9 protein-coding genes are annotated in these 18,744 nt (G+C 73.9%); 6 read left to right on the top strand and 3 right to left on the bottom strand.

Annotation, left to right across the window (positions count from 1 at the left end; translation table 11 throughout):
* Positions 1-28: 28 nt before the first annotated feature.
* The 3 genes from BG452_RS37825 to BG452_RS37815 are packed head-to-tail and all read right to left on the bottom strand — an operon-like array spanning position 29 to position 10,304.
* Entirely contained in the window at positions 29-1,336 is a 1,308-nt protein-coding gene (locus tag BG452_RS37825; RefSeq protein WP_317621412.1) for a lysine 2,3-aminomutase, read from the bottom strand.
* The gene (locus tag BG452_RS37820; RefSeq protein WP_188308866.1) at positions 1,333-7,116 is read right to left on the bottom strand and encodes an AMP-binding protein; all 5,784 of its coding nucleotides are present in this window, start codon (positions 7,114-7,116) and stop codon (positions 1,333-1,335) included. Before BG452_RS37820 ends, BG452_RS37825 begins: the two co-directional genes overlap by 4 nt.
* Before the next feature lie 44 nt (positions 7,117-7,160).
* Positions 7,161-10,304 (bottom strand): non-ribosomal peptide synthetase, encoded by a 3,144-nt coding sequence (locus BG452_RS37815; protein ID WP_188308865.1) that lies wholly within the window; start codon positions 10,302-10,304, stop codon positions 7,161-7,163.
* A gap of 301 nt (positions 10,305-10,605) precedes the next feature.
* Between BG452_RS37815 and asnB the strand changes: the two genes are divergently transcribed.
* The 6 genes from asnB to BG452_RS37785 form a co-directional block, all read left to right on the top strand.
* Entirely contained in the window at positions 10,606-12,480 is a 1,875-nt protein-coding gene (asnB, locus tag BG452_RS37810; protein ID WP_188308864.1) for an asparagine synthase (glutamine-hydrolyzing), read from the top strand.
* Positions 12,481-12,542: 62 nt separating this feature from the next.
* Positions 12,543-14,594, top strand: a complete 2,052-nt coding sequence (locus tag BG452_RS37805; RefSeq protein ID WP_188308863.1) for a hypothetical protein — start codon at positions 12,543-12,545, stop codon at positions 14,592-14,594.
* Entirely contained in the window at positions 14,591-15,874 is a 1,284-nt protein-coding gene (locus tag BG452_RS37800) for an MFS transporter (protein ID WP_188308862.1), read from the top strand. Before BG452_RS37805 ends, BG452_RS37800 begins: the two co-directional genes overlap by 4 nt.
* Positions 15,871-16,749 carry an aspartate/glutamate racemase family protein gene (locus tag BG452_RS37795; protein ID WP_188308861.1) on the top strand — a complete coding sequence of 293 codons (879 nt, stop codon included), beginning with the start codon at positions 15,871-15,873 and terminating at the stop codon, positions 16,747-16,749. The genes BG452_RS37800 and BG452_RS37795 overlap by 4 nt, the downstream gene beginning before the upstream one ends.
* On the top strand, positions 16,746-18,035 hold the full coding sequence (locus BG452_RS37790; protein WP_188308860.1) for an ATP-grasp domain-containing protein: 1,290 nt from the start codon (positions 16,746-16,748) through the stop codon (positions 18,033-18,035). Before BG452_RS37795 ends, BG452_RS37790 begins: the two co-directional genes overlap by 4 nt.
* Before the next feature lie 170 nt (positions 18,036-18,205).
* Positions 18,206-18,744 (top strand): DUF885 family protein (locus BG452_RS37785; RefSeq protein ID WP_188308859.1); only part of this gene is annotated, 539 nt, incomplete at its 3' end.

Below are 18,744 nucleotides of genomic sequence, written 5' to 3'. Positions count from 1 at the left end.
GGCATGTCGTGGTGGGGCGTAGGGCCCGTCATCGGACGTCCAGGTACGGCGCGTCGGAGGGGAAGAGCGGTTTCAGGTCGCTGAGCCAGGTCGCCCGCGGGTCGTACTCGGCGAAGAACGGGCGCCCGACGATGCTCGGGTCGCGGGCCTGGAGGTAGCGCAGGGCGAGCGCCCGCCGCCCGGCGACCTCGGTGACGCCGTCGACCACGACCTTGCCGCGGGTCGCGGACATCGACGGCCCGCGGACCGTGCGGGCCAGTCCGGTGACGCCGGACACCGCGTCCCGGTAGATCTCCCAGGCCCGCACCAGCGGCACCTCGAAGTAGTTCCGCGGGCCGGTGTCGCGCTCCACGAACAGGTAGTACGGGACGGCGTCGAGCGCGAGCTGGCGCGTCCACATCTCCCGCCACAGGGCCGCGTCGTCGTTGATGGTGCGGATCAGCGGCGCCTGGGTGCGGACCACCGCGCCGGCGGCGCGGACCCGCCGGACCGCCTGGTGCACCGCCTCGGGGTACAGCTCCCGGGGGTGGGTGACGTGGGCCATCAGGGCCAGGTGCTTGCCGGCGGCGCGGATCTCCTCGAACAGCCGCATCAGGTCGTCGGCGTCCTGGTCGCTGGTGAAGCGGTACGGCCAGTAGGTGAGCGCCTTGGTGCCGATCCGGATGGTGGTGATGTGCGCCAACTCCGGGTCGAGGAAGGGCTCCAGGGCCCGGCGCAGCGGGCCGGTGCCCATGATCATCGGATCGCCGCCGGTGACCAGGATGTCGGAGATCTCGGTGTGCTCGCGCAGGTACCCGCGCAGCGCGGCCGTCTCGTCCGAGGCCGCCGCGATCTTCAGCTCCGGGTCCCCGACGAACTGGGCCCAGCGGAAGCAGTAGGTGCAGTAGGCGTGGCAGGTCTGGCCCTGGCGGGGGAAGTAGAGCAGCGTCTCGCGGTACTTGTGCTGCACGCCGGACAGCGGAGTGCCCTGCCAGCGGGCGACGTTGAGGTCCGTCTGCCCGGCCGGGTGGGCGTTCATGCCGGCCCGGATCTGCCGTGCGGCGCGGTGCAGGTCGGCCGGGCCGGCGCCGTGCCGCAGCAGGTCGGTGACGGTCTTGAGCTCGTCGGCGGCCAGCATGTCCGGCTGGGGGAAGACCAGCCGGAAGATCGGGTCGTCCTCGGCGGCGTCCCAGTCGATCAGCTCGTCGACCACGAACTGGTTGGTCTTGAACGGCAGGATCGCCGCCACCGCGCGGGTCTGCAGCCGGGTCTCGGCGTCGGCCCCGCAGCGGTCGAGCAGGGTGTCCAGGTCGCGTGCCGTGTAGGCGCGGAACCGCGGAGTGCTGGTTTCGGTCACGATCGCTCCTCGTCCGGGCGGGCGCTGCTCGCCGCGAGCACGCGGGCGATCCGCTCGGCGACGGTGCGGGCCGCCGGGCCGCGCAGCAGGGTGAAGTGGTCGACGTCCGGCACCGTGAGGGTGTCGACGTCGGTGCCGAGCGCCTCGGTCCAGCCGAGGGTCGGGGTGCTGCCGTCCGGGCGCTCCTGAGCGCCGGCCAGCAGCAGGGTGAGCCGGGTGTCGCGCAGCCGGGCGCGGCGCAGCTTGTACGCGACCAGGGCGGTGGCGTTGGCGTCGAACACCTGGAAGCGCCGTTGCAGCGAGCGGGTCTCCTCGTCCTCGGCCGGGGCGCCGCGCAGCAGCCCGGTGGCGGGCCGCTCGCCGGTCATCCGGTCGAGGTCGTGGGCGAAGGACTCCGCCCGGTCGGTGTCCGGGTCGGCGAAGCGGGCGAACGCCCCGGAGCCGGGCGCGTAGCTGTCCAGCAGGGTCACCGAGGCGGTCCGGACGCCCTCGAAGGAGAGCTGGCGGGCCATCTCGTAGGCGACCACGCCGCCCATCGACCAGGCCGCCAGGTGGTACGGGCCCTCCGGCTGCGCCTTGCGGACCTCGGGCAGGTAGGCGGCGGCCAGCTCCTGGACGGTGCGCAGCGGGGTGCCGGACTCCAGGCCGGGCGCGCGCACGCCGAGCACGGTGACCTCGGCCGGCAGGGCCGCGGCCAGCTCGCGGTAGCAGAGCACGTCGCCGCCGATGGGGTGCACCAGGAACAGCACCGGCCCGCCGGGGGTGCCCGGGCGCAGCGGCAGCAGCAGTTCGCTGCCCTGGTCGGCGCCGTCGCCGGCCAGCTCGCGCACCCCTTCGGCGAGGTGCTCGATCCGCGGCCCCTCCAGCAGGCGGCGCAGCGAGAGCGCCACGCCGGTGCGCTTGCGCAGCCGGGTGAGCAGGATGGTGGCGAGCAGCGAGTGGCCGCCGACCGCGAAGAAGTCGTCGGTGACGCCGAAGTCCCGGTGTTCGAGCAGCTCGGACCAGAGCTGCCAGAGCGTCTGCTCGGTCTCGTCGCGCGGCTCGACCCGTTCGACGGTGCGCCGGGGCGCCGCGCCGTGCAGGGAGGAGCGGTCGAGCTTGCCGTTCGGCAGCAGGACGAAGCGGTCGACGAACAGGAAGAGTCCGGGCACCAGGGCCAGGGGCAGCCGCTCGCGGGCGTAGCCGCGCAGGGTCTCGGCGGTCAGCGTGGCGCCGGGCTCCTTGACCAGGTAGGCGACGAGGGTGCCGTCGCCCTCCTTGTCGGCGTCCACGTGCACCTGGCGCACCTCGGGGTGGGTGGCCAGTTCGGCCGCCACCTCGCCCGGGTGGATCCGGATGCCGCGGACCTTGAGCAGGTCGTCGCGGCGGCCCTCGATGTGGATCTCGCCGTGGGCGCCGACCACGGCGAGGTCACCGGTGCGGTAGAGCAGGTCGTCCGGGTCGGTGCCGCGCGGGTTGGGGCGGAAAGCCGAGGCCGGGCCGGTGCCGCCCAGGTAACCGAGGGTGCGGTAGGGCGTGCGCAGCACGATCTCGCCGCGCTCGCCGGGGCCGCACGGGCGGTCGGCGGTGCCGAGCACGACGGCCTGGCCGCCGGGCAGCGCCCGGCCGACCGGGACGGGACCGTGGTCCTGATCGGCGGCCACCCGGTGGAAGGTCTTGATCATCGTGGTCTCGGTGGGACCGTAGAAGTTGACGATCTCGGCGTCCGGGCCGAGCAGCCGCTCGCGCAGCCGGGCGACCAGCCGGCCGCTCAGCGGCTCGCCGGACAGGCAGAGCAGCCGCAGGTGGGGCAGCCGGGCGGTGGCCGGGTCGGCCTCGCGCAGCCAGGCGGTGACCACGCTGGGCGTGGTGTGCACGACGGTGACCCGCTCGCGGGCCAGCCACTCCACGGTGCGCGCGGTGTCGTCCAGGTCGGCGGCGGAGGGCAGGCAGAGCGTGGCGCCGCGGGTGAGCGGGACGAAGACGTCGCGCAGCATGGCGTCGAAGGACAGCGTGGTCAGCTGGGCCACCCGGTCGCCGGGGTGGATGCCGAACTCGGTGGTCTCCCAGTCGATGAAGTGGTCCAGGCCGCGGCGCCGGCCGAGCACGGCCTTGGCCTCGCCGGTGGTGCCGGAGGTGAAGAAGACGTACGCGGGGTCGTCCGGGCCGGCCGGGGTGGGTGCGGGAGCGCCGCCGGTGTCCGCGAGCAGGGCGTCGAAGGCCAGCCGGTGCACCTCGACTCCGGTCAGTGCGCCGGTGGCGGTGCTGGGCTCGGTGAGCAGGACGCGGCGGACCTCGGCCCGCGCGGCCATGGTCTCCAGCCGGGGGCCGGGCAGTCCTTCGTCCATCGGGACCGGGACGGCGCCCGCGTCGAGCGCGCCCACCAGGGCGGCGACCGTGGCGGGGGACTTCCCGCCGAGCAGGCCGACCCGCTCGCCGGGGGCCAGCTTGCGGGCCACCCCGCTTGCTGCATCCGCGAGTTGACGGTAAGTCACCTCACCCTCGGCCCAGCGGACGGCGATCGCCTCCGGAGTGGCGGTGGCCTGCCGCCGGACCGCCTCGGCGACCGGGACGGGCTCCGCCGGGGGCAGCGCGGTGTCGAAGGGGTGGGCGTCGCCCTGGGCGAGGCTGAGCGGGCGGTCCGGCTGGGCGGCGGCGAAGGCCAGCAGCCGGGTGAGCCGGTCGGCCAGCGCGGCCACGTACTCGGGCTGGACGGTGTCGGCGTCGTACTCCAGGTCGAGGACCGTCCCGGTCGGTTCCGGGCGCACCACGACGGTGAGGTCGAACTTGGCGGTGGGCGCGGCGCCGGTGCCGTCCGCCGCCTCGGCCACCGCGTCCAGCGGACGCAACACGGCGGCCTCGCGCGGCAGTTCCTCGCGCGGCGGCATCCGCAGCAGCACCGAGAAGAGCGGGTCGCGGTCCCCGCCGCGGGCGGCGGTGACGGCGTCCACGACCTGGGCGTAGGAGACCTCGCGGTGCCCGGCGGCCTCGACCAGGGTGGCGCGCACCCGGCCCAGCGCCTCGGCGAAGCCCGGATCGCCGGACAGGTCGAAGGCGTAGGCATGGGTGCGCACGAAGAAGCCGACGACCTCGTCGAACTCCTCGCGGTCCCGGCCCGCGCTGTCGCTGCCGATGACCACCTGGTCCTGGGCCGCGGCGCGGGAGAGCGCGTAGGCCAGCACCGTCATCATCGCCATGTACTCGGTGGCGTCCGCCCGGGCGCACAACTCGCCCAGCGGGGCGGATACTTCGGGCGCCAGCGCGACGCGGACCACCCGGGCCTGGTGCGGCCGGCCACCGGGGACGGGCCGGCCGAGCGGCAGCTCGGGGCGGCGGACGTCGGCCAGCAGGTCGCGCCAGTAGGCGAGGTCGGCCTCGGCGCGCTCACCGGTGATGCGGCCGGCCCGCCAGGCCGCCCAGTCGCCGAACTGCAGCAGGGGCCCGGCCGAGTCCGGCCGGGAGTGGCGGTCGGCGCCGGCCAGCAGCGCGTCGACCTGCTCGCAGACGATCCGCCAGGACACCGCGTCGCAGCACAGGTGGTGGACGGTCAGGCCGACCAGCAGCTCCCGGCCGGCCACCCGTACCGTGCGCACCCGCACCGGGGGACCGGCGACCAGGTCGAACGGGACGGCGGCGGTGGCCGTCAGCGCGGCCAGGCCCGCCGCCCGGTCGGCGCCGTCCGGGAGCCGGGCGAAGTCCACCTCGGCCGGGCCAGCCAGCTGCACCGGGTGGTCGTCGACCTCGTGGAAGCGCAGCCGCAGCGCCTGGTGGCGGCGACAGACGGTGAGCACGGCCTCCCGCACCACCTCCTCGTCCAGCCCGGCGGGCAGGGTGAAGACGCCCGCCATGTTGTACGCGGAGCTGCTCGGGTCCAGCTGCTGGAGGTACCACAGGCCCTCCTGCTCGGGGGAGAGCGGCTGGGGGCCGTCGGTCGTGGCGGGAGCCGGAAGGGGCTCCTCGGCGACGGCGGCCCCGGTGCGCAGCGCCTCGTCGACGGCGGCCGCGAGGGCGGCGACGGTGGCGGCGCGGAACAGCGTGGTCAGGCTCAGCTCGACGGCGAAGGCGCGCCGGATCCGGGCCACCACCCGGGCCATCAGCAGCGAGTGGCCGCCGAGGTGGAAGAAGTTGGCGTGCCGGGCGGTGACCTGCCGCCCCAGCACCTCGGACCAGATCGCGGCGACCCGCTGCTCGGTGCCGCTCCACTCGCCCTCGTCCGGCTCCGGCGCGCCGGCCTGCGCCGCCTCCTCGGGCGCGGGCAGCGCGGCCCGGTCCAGCTTGCCGTGGCCGGTCAGCGGCAGCCGCTCCAGCAGCACCACATGGGCGGGGACCATCGCGTTGGAGCCGTGCGCCGCCACGTGGGTGCGCACCAGCTCGGCGTCCGGGCGGGCGCCGGGCGCGGGCACCAGGTAGGCGGCCAGCGCGGGGCCGTCCGCGCCCGGGCGGACCACCACGGCGGCGTCCTTGACCTCGGGCAGCCGGCGGATCACCGCGGCGACCTCGGCGGGCTGGACCCGCACGCCCAGGATCTTCACCTGGTCGTCCGCCCGGCCCTGGATCTCGACGTCGCCCCGCGGGTCGATCCGGCCCAGGTCACCGGTGCGCTGCACCAGGTCGGTCGGGTCGGTGGGGTTGAGCGGGTTCACCTCGAACAGCGGCTCGGCGCCGGGTTCGGGCCGCCACAGGCCCCGGGTCAGGAAGCGGCTGCGGATCAGCACCTGACCGGGCTCGCCGACGCCGCAGCGGCGCCCGCGCCTGTTGACCACCAGCAGCTCGGCGCCGTCGGTGGCGGTGCCGACCGGCAGGATGCCGGCGGGCACCTCGCCCTGCGGCACCGGGTACCAGGCCTTGAGGATGGTCGCCTCGGTGGTGCCGTACAGGTTGACGAAGCGCACCTCGGGGGCGTCGGTGGCGGCGCGCCAGCGGTTGACCAGGCTGCCCGGCAGCGGCTCGCCGGAGAGGCAGACCAGCCGCAGCGCCGGGAAGCCGTGGCCGGCGGGCAGTTCGGAGAGCAGCGCGCCGAGCACGCTCGGGACGGTCTGCAGGACGGTCACGGCGTCGGCGCGCAGCCAGTCGAGCACCCGCGTCACGTCGACGAACGGGCGGTCGGTGGGCGGCAGGCAGACGGTGGCGCCGCCGATCAGCGCCGGGAAGAGGTCCTTGAAGAGCGCGTCGAAGGTCAGCGCGGCCATCTGGGCGACCCGGTCGCCGTCGGTGATGGCGAGCGCCCGCTGCTCCCAGGCGCAGAACTGGGTGAGCGCGCCGTGCCAGCCGAGCACGCCCTTGGGGCGGCCGGTGGTGCCGGAGGTGAAGCACAGGTAGGCGGGGGCCTCGACGTCGTCCTCGGGCAGTTCGGCCTGCCGGTCCGTCAGCTCGTCGGGCCGCAGCACGCGGTGGTCGGCGAGTTCGGCGGGCAGGGCCGTACCGGTGGTGTCCAGGACCAGCCGGGGCTCGGCGGCCGCCAGGATGTCGCGGACCCGGCCGGCGGGCTGGGTGACGTCGACCATGGTGAGGATCGCGCCCGCCCGCAGGACGCCCAGCAGGGACACGACCGTCTCCACCGAGCGGCCGCCGCGCACCGCCACCACGTCGCCGGCGCCGACGCCGGCCGCGAGGAGGCCACGGGCGGTGGCGCGGTAGCGCTCGACCAGCTCCCGGTAGCTGCAGGTCCGGTCGCCGCGGACCAGAGCGATGGAGTCCGGGCAGCGCGAGGCGGTGGCCTCGATCAGTGCGGGGACGGTGTGTTCGGGCGATGGCCGCGCGGCGGTGGGGGTGGGGCCGCGGTGATCGCTGACGTGCGTCATCTCAGTGTCAGTCCAATCTTCCGGTCGGGGACGACCTGGGCCGGTCAGAGCGGGATCTCGTCGATGTACGCGTCCGGCTTGTCGACCGCGGCCTCGATGTAGGAGGCGAGTTGACGGGCCATCACGGCGGCGCGTTCGGCGGAGATCCGCCCCCGGGCGTGGACCAGGCGTGCCTCGTACCCGGTGGTGAACGGGAAGACCTCGAACTTGAGGTCGTAGTGCGTGTGGCGCGGGGGGAACTGGTGGACCCGCACGGCGCGGCCGTCGGCCTCGCGCCGCCAGGCGGGCATGTTCTGGAAGACGAAGAGGTTCTGGAAGACCGGCAGCCGGTCGGCGCCGCGGGCGCCGCCGAGTTCGGCGACGATCCGTTCCATCGGCACCACCGAGTGCCGGGCGCCGTCCACCACCGAGGTGCGGGCGCGGTCGAGGAGGTCGAGGAAGGTGGTGTCCTCGTCGACGTCCAGGCGCTGCGGGACGGTGGTGATGAAGTTGCCGGCCATCCGGTCGGTCCACTCGGGGGTCCGGTTGGCCATCGGGGTGCCGACGACCACCGTCTCCTGGCCGCTGATCCGGGCCAGCCAGGCGGTGTACCCGGCGAGCAGGGCCATGAACTCGGTGACCTTGCGCTCCCGGCACAGGGCGCGCAGCCGGTCGTCGAAGCCGGGCGACCAGGCGAGGTCGACGCTGTCGGCCGGGACGCTGAGCGCGGCCGGGCGGGGGGCGTCGGTGGGCAGGTCCAGGCCGTCCGGTGCGCCGGCCAGCGTTGTGCGCCAGTGCCGCAGGGACTCCTCGACGGCGGCGAGGTGTGCGGGGCCGGCCTCGTGGCGGCGCTGCCAGGCCGCGTGGTCGGCGATCTGCAGGCGCTCGGGGCCGGTGGGCGGTTCGCCGCCGGTCAGCAGGGCGAGCAGGTCCTCGGTGAGCAGCGACCAGGTCCAGCCGTCGCTGATGATCTGGTGGGTGGCGACCACCAGCAGCTGGTCGTGGTCGCCGAGGCTGGTGCCGCGCACGCGCAGCGGGGCTCCGGCGCCCAGGTCAAAGGGCTGATCGGCGAGTTCGGTGGCCTGGGCGCGGATCAGGTCGGCGGGGTCGGCGCCGGCCGGGGCCGGCGACCAGGCGATCCGGGGGCCGGTTGGGTCGATGACGGCGAGCGGTTCGCCGTCCACGGCGGTGTACCGGGTGCGCAGCACCTCGTGCCGCTCCAGCAGCCGGGCGAAGGCCTCGTCGACCTGCGCCGTGGTCGCGCCGGTGATCCGGAACGCGGTGGGGGCGCTCATCGCGGTGCTGCCGGGCTCCAACTCCTGGAGGAACCACAGGCGTTCCTGGGCGTGGTTGGGCCGCAGCGGGCCGCTCCGAGGGGTGGCCTCCGGCAGCTCCGCCGGGTGCCGGCCCGCGCCGGCGACCAGGGCGCGCAGCCCGTCCAGGGTGGGCCGGGCGAGGAACTCGGCGACCGGCACCCGTACGCCCAGCTGTTCGGCGAGGTCGCCGAGCAGCCGCACGGCGTGCAGCGAGGTGCCGCCGGCCTCGAAGAAGTGCGGCAGCCGGCTGCCGAGCACGGTGGCCCAGGCGCGCTCCACCGGCTCCAGCTCCTCGGCGGCCGGGGCGGCGGCGTCGGGCGCGGTGGCGTCGGGTGCCGGCTCCACCAGCAGGCGCAGCGCCGCCGTGTCGGCCTTGCCGTGGGCGGTCTTCGGGATGGCGGCGACGGTGGTCAGGGTGGCCGGGATCGAGGCGGCGGGCAGCACCCGGGCCAGGTCGGCGCGCCAGGCCTCATGGGCGGTGGCGGTGGCGGTGGCGGTGGCGGTGCCGATGTCGGGGTGGGTGGCGGCGGCCGGGACGGCGACGGCGGCGAGCCGGGTGGTGCCGGCCGGGTCGGTGAGCGTCAGCACGACGCACTCGTCCAGGTAGGGCAGGGCCAGCAGGGCCGCCTCCACCTCGCCGAGTTCGATCCGGACGCCGCCGATCTTCACCTGGCGGTCGTTGCGGCCGTGGTAGAGGTAGGCGCCGTCCGGGCGGCGGGAGGCCAAGTCGCCGGTGCGGTAAATCCGTTGCCGAGCGTCGGCCGGGTGCGGGACGAAGCGTTCGGCGGTGAGCTCGGGCCGGTTGAGGTAGCCACGGGCGACCCCGACGCCGGCGATGCAGAGCTCGCCGGTCGCGCCGGCGGGAAGTTCGGCGCCGTGCTCGTCCACGACCAGCAGCTCGATGCCGGTGATCGGACGGCCGATCGGCACCGGCTCGTCGAGCGGGCGGCCGGGCTCGCACTGCCAGTGGGTGACGTCCACGGCGGCCTCGGTGGGGCCGTAGAGGTTGTGCAGTTCGACGTGCGGGAGCCGCTCGAAGAAGCGCTGGGCGAGGTCCTGGCCGAGGGCCTCGCCGCTGACCGTCACGACGCGCAGTTCGGGGCAGGCGCCGACGGGCAGCCGGCGGAGGAACTCGCGGAGCATGCTGGGGACGAAGTGGGTGACGGTGACCCGGCGTTCGGCCAGGAAGTCGGCCAGGTAGTCGGGGTCGCGGTGGCCGTCCGGTTCGGCGAAGGTGAGGTGGGCCCCGGTCAGCAGCGGCCAGAGGAACTCCCACACCGAGACGTCGAAGGTGTACGGGGTCTTCTGGGCGACGACGTCGGCGGGGCCGAGGCCGAAGCGGTCCTGCATCCAGCGGAGCCGGTTGACGATCGCGGCGTGCTCGGTCAGCACGCCCTTGGGGCGGCCGGTGGAGCCGGAGGTGTAGATGACGTACGCGAGGTCGGTCGGTGCGGCGGCGTCGATCAGGACCGGGTCGGCGGGCCCGTCCGCGGTGCCGTCCGGTTCGCCGTCCCAGCGGGCGTCCCCGACGTCCCTCGTGGTCAGACAGGGTGTGCCGGAGGCGAGTCGGCGGATCCGGTCAGGGTCGCCGGTGAGGATGGCGGCGGGATCGGCGTCCCGCAGCAGGTCCTGGAGGCGGCCGTCCGGGTCGGTGGTGGCGAGCGGCAGCCAGGCGGCGCCGGCTCGCAGGACGGCGACGATGGCGACGGCGAGGTCCACCGAGCGCTCCAGGTGGAGCGCGACGATGCGGCCCGCGGCGGCCCCGGAGCGGGCCAGCCGGTGCGCCAACTCGCTTGATCGGCGGTCGAGTTCGCGGTAGTCGAGCACCTCGCGGCGGTCCGACACCGCGGGGCGGTCGGGTGTCCGCCGGAACTGCTCGACCAGCAGGGTCACCAGGGTGGTGGTGGATGGGCGTGGGTGCTGAATCGGCCCCGACCGGGAACCAGGCACGGTGAATCCTTCTTCCCCGTTGATTGATTGTGCATCAGCTCATCGAGCGGTTCGGACAGCTGTCGCGGAATCGGCTCGGAACGCTTCCAATGCTCCCCGAACAATCGCACGCCGAAAGGAAGTTCGGTAGATCGGCCAGGATGTGAGCTGGGTCACAGTGGGATGTCATGACCGCTGCTAGGCTCCCCGGTCGCAGCCGATAGGATTGGCTCCATCCAAACGCCACTGAATAGGGGGAGTTGGCGTGTGTGGACTCGCGGGCTTTGTAGGCTTGCGGCACGATCCGCGATGGGCGCGAGAGCGACTCGAGGCGATGACCGCGACAATCGGACACCGGGGCCCGGACTCACGGGGCTTCCACGTCGACGAGACCGTCGCCTTCGGATTCAGCCGCCTCGCCATCAGGGACTTGGCCTCCGGCAATCAGCCGATGTACAACGAGACTCGTGAGATCGTCGCCATGACGACGGGCGAGATATACAACTACCCGCAGTTGCGTGAACTTCTTGTGGCGCGTGGCCACACTTTGCACACGCGTTGCGATACCGAAGTCATTCCGCACCTTTACGAGGAGTTTGGCCGGGATTTTCTCGGCAAGCTCGACGGGCAATTCGCGATTGTGCTGTTCGACTATCGCGAGAAGATCTTCTTGGCTGCTCGTGACCATTTCGGTGTGACTCCGCTCTTCTATGCGCACCAGGCCGGCGGGCTCGTTTTCGGGTCCGAAATCAAGGCCATGCTGGAACACCCGGCCGTCGAACGCCGGGTCGACCTGATCGGACTCGACCAGGTCCTCACCCTGCCGGGACTGGTCAGCCCGCGGACCATGTTCGAGGGCGTCCACAGCGTTCCGCCGGGCACCGCCGTGGAGTTCCGCCCGGGCGAGCAGCCCAAGACCTGGACGTACTGGGACCTCGTCTACCCGCGCGCCGGCGCCGAGCTGGAGCGCCACGACGAGTCCTACTACGTCGACCGGGTCGAGGAGTTGCTGATCCGCTCGGTCGAGAAGCGGCTGCAGTCCGACGTCGAGGTGGGCTTCTACCTCAGCGGCGGCCTGGACTCCTCGCTGATCGGCGGCATCATGCGGCATCTGCTGCCGGACGCCGAACTCCGTTCGTTCGCCGCCGCGTTCCCGGAGCGCGAGCTCTCCGAGAGCGACTACCAGCGGCTGATGAGCGATGTGCTCGACACCACGCACCGCGAACGCTTCGTCCACGACGAGGAGATCGGCGCGCGGCTGCGCGACGTGGTCTGGCACGCCGAGTGCCCGCTCAAGGAGTCCTACGACTCCGCCGCGCACGCCCTCTCCGAGGCCGTCCACGAGTCCGGCGTCAAGGTGATCCTCACCGGCCAGGGCGCCGACGAGTTCTTCGGCGGCTACATCGGCTACCGCTTCGACCACCTCCGCCGGGCCCAGCCGGGTGCGGTGGTCTCCACCGACCTCGCCGAGGCCAGGCTGCGGGCCCGGCTGTGGGGCGACGAGAGCTTCTTCTACGAGCGCAACGACGTCGCGTTCCGGTCCGTCAAATCGGGCCTGTACTCGGCCGCGGTGCGCGAACGCGGGCTGGCGATCGACTGCCTGGAACACCCGCTGGTCGACCCGGAACGCCTGGCCGGCCTGGACGACCTGCACCGCCGCTCCTACCTGGACCTCAAGCTCCGGCTCGGCGACCACCTGCTCGCCGACCACGGCGACCGGATGACCTTCGCCCACTCGGTGGAGGGCCGCCACCCGTTCCTGGACCGCGAGTTGGTCGAGTTCCTGGCCACCGTGCCGCCCGAGCTCAAGTTGAAGGGCCTGGAGGAGAAGTACCTGCTCAAGCAGGTCGCCCGGAACTGGATCCCGAGCCGGATCGTCGACCGCGAGAAGTTCGGCTTCACCGCCCCGGGCAGCCCGCACCTGCTCCGCCAGGACGACCCCGCCATCGAGGCGCTGCTCTCCCGCGAGCGGATCGAGGCCGACGGCTACTTCGACCCGGACCGGGTCGAGCAGCTCGTCCGGCAGTACTCGACCCCGGGCTTCCGGATCAACGTCCCGTTCGAGACGGACCTGCTGATGACGGTCATCACCTTCAACATGCTCGTCGACCTGTACGACCTTCCGGCGCACACCGCCTGACGACCGCGCCCACCCGGCGCCGACCAGCACCCCCACCCGGACCACAACGCCGAGGGAACCCGATGCAGCACAGCGACCCGACCCAGAGCCTCACCGAAGGCCTCAGCGACTTCCTGTCCGGACCGGACGGCACGCTCGCCCTCGCCCGGATCCAGACCCTGGGCCAACCCACCACCCGCTCAACCGAGTTGACCGTCCCCGTGCCCGCCGGCGACACCGTCGGCATCTGGCGCCGCGAGGACGGGCGGCTCCGGCGCGACACCGGGCGCCGCGAGGAGTGGCGCTACTGGGCCGACCTGCCCGAGCTGCCCCTGCGCGCCGGAACCCGCCGGGTGGCCGTCCTCGGCGAGTCCGCCACCCGCGGCTACTTCTTCGACCCGGTGTACTCGCTGGCCGGCCTGATCGACTCCCGGCTCACCGCCGGCCAGGCCGACGTCCTCGACCTGGCCCGCACCAACTGCTCGCTCCCCGAACTGCTGCGCACCGCCGCCGAGGCCTGCGCGCTCGGCGTGGACGCGCTGGTGGTGCACGCCGGGAACAACTGGAACAACGTCGACCCGACGCCCACCGAGCGCCACCAGCTGGCGGGCCTGATCGCCGAGGGCGGCTTCCCGGCCGCCACCGCGGCCTTCCGCACCCTGGTCGCCGACGTCGCCGCGAGCGCGCTGGACCTGCTGCGGGAACTCGCCGGACCGACCCCCGTCGTCCTGGTCGTCCCCGAGTTCAACCTCGCCGACTGGGTGGACGAGCCGATGCTCGACTGCCCGGCGCTCCCCGAAGGCCGGCTGCCGCGCTGGCTGGAACTCCGCCGCGCGGCCGAACAGGCCCTCGAAAGTGGAGAGTTGACGCAGGCCCGGACACTGGTCGCTGAGCTGCTGCGGCTGGACGGCGGCAGCTCGCCGGTCACCCACCGGCTGGCCGCCCGCTGCGCCGAGACCCCCGACGCCGTGCGCGCGGCCCTCGGCGCGGCCCGGGACTCGGTGGTCAGCCCCTTCGCGGTGCACTCCCCGCGCACCCTGACCGCCGTCCAGGACCTGCTGCGCGAGCGCGGCGAGAAGTTCGGCTTCCGGGTGGTCGACCAGCGGACGCTCTTCCAGGACGGCCAGGCGGGACAGCTGGGCCAGGACGGCCTGCCCGGGCGGCAGTTCTTCCTCGACTACTGCCACCTGAGCTTCGACGGCCTGCGGCGCACCGCCGACGCCGTCGCGGACACCCTCGCCGAGGTTCTCAGCCTGACCGTCGAGGCCGCCGCCCCGGTCGAACCCGCCGCCGACCGGCTCGCCCTGGCGCACTTCCTCGCCGCCGTGCACAACGCCCACTACGGGCAGGGCGAGGAGATCCTGCGCCACCACGTGGCCCGGGCGCTGGACACCGACGCCGCCGTCGCCGAGCGGATCGAGGACTACCTCGACTACCAGACCCGGCGCGCCCCCAACTGGATGTGCTCCTCCTACGAGCGCTCCGCCCAGGACCCGTCGGTGGCCCGCTACCTGGTGGTCGGCGACGGCCGGCTGAACGGCAAGCTCGCCGACCACGCGCTGCGCGAGGTCATGCTGGACGAGCTGGAGCGGCACGGCCGCCCGGTGCGCGAGCGCCACCAGGAGCTGCTGGTCGCCGAACACGCTGCCGAGCACACCGCCGAACACGTCGCCGGTGCCGACCTGTTGGCCGACCCCGCGCTGGCCGCCACCTTCAACGAGCGGCGCGGCACCGCCTTCGCCCGGCGGGTCGCCTACCTGCGCGCCCACGCCCCGCTGACGCGCTCCACCCTCGTCCTGGCCGAGCCGGCCGAGCTGACCGTCGAGGTCACCTGGCGGCTGCCCGGCGGGACCGTACCGGCCGGCGTCCGCCTCGCCGTCAACGGCCAGGACGTCGGCGCGGCCGAACTCGGCACCGACTGGCGCTCGGACGCCTTCACCGTCCGGCCGGAGCTGCTGCGGCGCGGCGGCAACACCGTCGAGATCCACTGGCCGCTCACCGGCGACGGCCTCGACGGCGTGCTGCGCGACGCCGGGCCCCGGCTGGAGTGCGCGGAGACCGTCCCGTGCCACCCGGTGCACGGCCACGTCCACGACTGGTCGGTCCGTCCGGTCGGGTCTGTCGGCGCCCGATGAGCGCCCGACCGGGCCCGTGGGCACGGCTGAGCACCACGCTGATGCTGGAGCGGCGGGAGACCAGGCTGCTGCTGGCCAGCGCCACCGCCGACTCCTTCGGCACCGGCATCTTCACGGCCACTTCGGTGCTGTTCTTCACCCAGGTGCGCGGCTTCGACGTCACCTCGGTCGGCCTCGCCATCTCGCTCGGCAGCCTGTGCGCCTTCGTGCTCAGCCCCCGGATCGGCAAGCTGGCGGACCGGGTCGGGGTCAAGAAGAGCCTCATCACGCTCTTCCTGATCCGGGCCTTCGGCTACGCGCTGTACCTGGCGGCCGACCGGTACTGGCTGTTCGCGGTGCTCGCCTGCCTGGTCACCACCGCCGACCGGTCCAGCCCGGCGATCAACATGACCGTGATGGGACGGCTGTTCGAGGCCAAGGAGCGGGCGACCATCCTGGGCACGATGTACACCGCGCGCAACGGCGCGATCGTGCTCGGCTCGCTGGCCGCCACCCTCCCGGTCGTCACCGGCTCCACCGCGCTCTACATGGTGGGCGTCGCCGTCAACGCGGGCTCGTTCATCGCCGCGGCGGTGCTGATGTCCCGGCTCCAGGTGCCGGAGCCCGCCACCACGACCGGCGGCGAGGGCGGGAAGCGGGCCCGGGGCAAGGGCGCGTCCCCGCTGCGCGACCGGCGGTACCTGGCGATCACCGTGGTCAACGGCGTCGCCATGACGCACAACACGATCCTGGCGCTGGTGCTGCCGCTGTGGGTCACCCAGGCGACCGACGCGCCCAGTTGGGGCCTGACCACACTGCTCGCGTTGAACGGCGCGCTGGCGATGGCCGCCCAGGTGCCGGTGAACCGCCGCTTCGCCGACTTCGCGGCCGCGCTGCGCGCCCCGGTGTTCGGCGGGGTGGCCGTGTTCCTGGCCTGCGCCGCCTACGCCGCCTCCGGGACGGTCTCCCAGGGCTGGGCGGCGCTGGCGATCCTGGTGGTCGCGATGGTCGCGCACACGGCGGGGGAGTGCCTCTTCACCGCCAGTACGCCGCTGTCCTACGAGTTGGCGCCGAAGGAGTCACTGGCGCAGTACCTGTCCTTCTACAACCTGGGGCGGGTCGGCCAGGACCTGGTGGGGCCGGTGCTGATCGTGGCACCGCTGGTCAAGCACGGCACCCCGCTCTGGCTGCTGATCGGCGTGCTGGTGATGGCGGCGGGTCTGGTGCCGCGGGCGGTGCTGGGGCGGCACCACCTCGCCACGGGCGCGGCGCCGGCCGTGGCCGAGGAGGCCGCGGGATGAGCGCGGTGAGCGCGGTCGCCCCGGGGGAGCCGGAGACGTGCGAGCAGCCGGGCGCCGTCCGCGCCCGGCGCTCCGCGGGGGCTGCGGGGTCCACGGCGGCCGAGGGGGCCGAGAGGGCCGAGGGGGCTTCCGGAGCCTCCGGGTCCTCCGGGTCCGACATCGTCGGCGTGCTCGGCGGCATGGGGCCGGCCGCCACCGCGGACTTCTTCGCCAAGCTGGTGCAGGAGACGCCCGCGGCCAAGGACCAGGAGCACCTGCGCACCCTGGTGTGGTCCGACTCCACCGTCCCCGACCGCACCGCGGCGATCCTCTCCGACGGCCCCAGCCCACTGCCCCACCTGCGCGAGGGGGTGCGGCTGCTGGAGTCCGCCGGGGCCACCCTGATCGCCATGCCCTGCAACACCGCCCACGCCTTCCTGCCGGAGCTGCGGCGCGAGGCCGGGGTGCCCGTGCTCAGCATGATCGACGCCACCGTGCGGCGGCTGCACCGGGCGGACCCGGCCGTCACCAGTGTCGGACTGCTGGCCACCACCGGGACCCTCGTCGCCGGGCTCTACCAGGAGGCCCTGCGCGAGTACGGCATCGCGGCGGTGGTGCCGGCGCCACTGCTCCAGCAGCGGTGCGTCATGCGGGCCGTCCGGCTGGTCAAGGCGGGCCGGCTGGAGGCCGCCGGGGAGAGCCTCGAACCGGCCGTGCGCAACGTGGCCGAGGCCGGTGCCCAGATCATCGTCGCGGCGTGCACCGAACTGCCCCTGGTCCTCGGTCACCGGGCCGGTGACCTCCCGGTGTTCGACCCCACCACGGCGTTGGCCCAGGACGTCGTCGCCCTCGTACGGCGCCGTCCGCAGAACGATCACACGAAGGAAGCACTATGACGAAGCGTGTCTGCCTGGTCTCTCCCAAGCCGCCGATCATCCAGCGGGCCAGGCAGCTGGAACTCGACGTGGTCTGCGTCTACACCCCGGAGGAGTTCCACACCGTGTCGCCGAGCGCCATCGAGGGCGAGACCTGCCTGGTGCTGCGGCACCGGGAGGACCCGCGGGCGATGGTGGCGGCGGTCCGGGCCCTGCACGCGCAGGCCCCGTTCAGCGCCGTGTTCACCGTCCAGGAGGAGGCCGTCATCCCGGCCGCGCTGCTCAACGAGGCGCTCGGGCTGGACGGCACCCACCCGGACACGGTGGCGCTGCTGACCGACAAGTGGCGGATGCGGCAGCACACCGCCGAACGGGGCGTCAGCGCGGTGCGGGCCGCCGTCGGCACCACCCTCGCCGACATCACCGGGTTCGGCGCCACCGTCGGCTACCCGCTGATCGCCAAGCCGGTGGGCGGCTCGGCGAGCCTGGGCATCCACCGGATCGACGGCCCGGAGGAGGCCGGGCGGGTGCACGCCGCGCTCGTCGAACTCGGCCTGGACCGCTTCCTGCTGGAGGAGTACCTGGAGGGCCCGGAGATCAGCGTCGACATGATCTCCGCCGGCGGGCGGCACGTGCTGATCGCCATCGCGGACAAGGTCACCGGCGCCGGGTTCATGGAGTACGGCCACTCCATCCCGGCCGCGCTGGACGCCGGGCTGGAGGACGAGATCGCCCGCACCGCCGGCGAGTTCCTGGACTCGGTCGGCCTGCGGGACGGTCTCTCGCACACCGAGATGAAGCTCACGCCGAACGGGCCGAAGGTGGTCGAGGGACACAACCGACGCGGCGGCGACCGGATCAACACCATGGCCGAGCTGGTCTACGGCATCGACCTGGAGGGCACCGGCCTGGCCGTCGCGGTCGGCGAGCGCGAGCCGGTCACCGAGCGGCCCGCCGCGAAGTGCGGGGCCGCGGTCGCCTTCTTCGAGGCCGAGCCGGGCCGGCTGCTGGCGATCGAGGGCGCCGAGGAGGTCCGCAACCACCCCGCCGTCGTCGAGTTCCACCTGCAGTTCGAGGTCGGCAAGGTGCTCCCGCCGGTGCGCTGGTCGCCGGACCGGGCCGGCTTCCTGACGGTCACCGCCGAGACGGGCGAGGCGGCGGGCGCGCTCGCCCGCTCGCTGGCCGCCCGGGTGCGGTTCGTCACCGAGCCGGTCGCGGACGAGGGCGAGGACCTCAACCGCCACCGTGACCTGATGACCGAACTCGACCAGGCCGGGTACGTCGACGCGTTGAACGCCGAGCGTTGAACGCCGAGCGCTGAACGCCGAGCGCTGAACGCCGAGCGCTGAACGGCGCGCCTTGAACGCCCAGCGTTGAACAGCGAGCGTTGACCGCCGAGCGTTGATACCGCCGCTGACCCGCCGTCCGGAGCCTTGCGCCCTGGACGGCGGGTCGGCCGCCGGGCCAGCATGGGGGCATGCCCGAGACGCCGAAGACCGCCCGTAGGATCGCCGATCACCACGTCGCCCAGGTCGCGGCCCTCGACCCGGCGACCGCGGCCAGACTCGGGCTGCACCCCCAGGACGACCGGCAGCCGGACCTGTCGCCGGAGGGCTACGAGGCGCTCGCCGAACTGGCCCGGCGGACGCTCGCCGAGCTGGACCGGGCACTGCCCGTCGACGGTCGCGAGGGCGACGGCCCCGTGGGCGATCCCGCCGACCGGGACTGCGCCCGGCTGCTGCGGGAACGGCTCACCGCCGAACTCGCCGTCCACGAGGCCGGGGACCACTTCCGCCAGCTGCGCAACGTCAACTCCCCGCTGCACAAGGTGCGCGGCGTCTTCACCATGATGCCCACCGACACCGACGAGCAGTGGGCGGCCGTCGCCGGGCGGCTGCGTAACGTGCCCGGCGCACTCGCCGGCTACCGGGCCACCCTGGCCGAGGGCATCGGCCGCGGACTGCTGAGCGCACCCCGGCAGGCCCGCGCGGCCATCGCCCAACTCGACGCCTGGAC

The organism is Streptomyces sp. CBMA123, assembly GCF_014596465.1.
GTDB lineage: Bacteria > Actinomycetota > Actinomycetes > Streptomycetales > Streptomycetaceae > Kitasatospora.
The sequence above is the reverse complement of the archived record's forward strand: the minus strand, read 5'-3'. Positions and strand labels throughout refer to the sequence as shown.

Excerpts from the sequence above, each read along its gene's own strand:
- BG452_RS37790 (WP_188308860.1), top strand. The coding sequence starts at position 16,746 with ATGACGAAGCGTGTCTGCCTGGTCTCTCCCAAGCCGCCGATCATCCAG.
- BG452_RS37805 (WP_188308863.1), top strand. The coding sequence starts at position 12,543 with ATGCAGCACAGCGACCCGACCCAGAGCCTCACCGAAGGCCTCAGCGAC.
- BG452_RS37800 (WP_188308862.1), top strand. The coding sequence starts at position 14,591 with ATGAGCGCCCGACCGGGCCCGTGGGCACGGCTGAGCACCACGCTGATG.
- BG452_RS37795 (WP_188308861.1), top strand. The coding sequence starts at position 15,871 with ATGAGCGCGGTGAGCGCGGTCGCCCCGGGGGAGCCGGAGACGTGCGAG.
- BG452_RS37820 (WP_188308866.1), bottom strand. The coding sequence starts at position 7,116 with ATGACGCACGTCAGCGATCACCGCGGCCCCACCCCCACCGCCGCGCGG.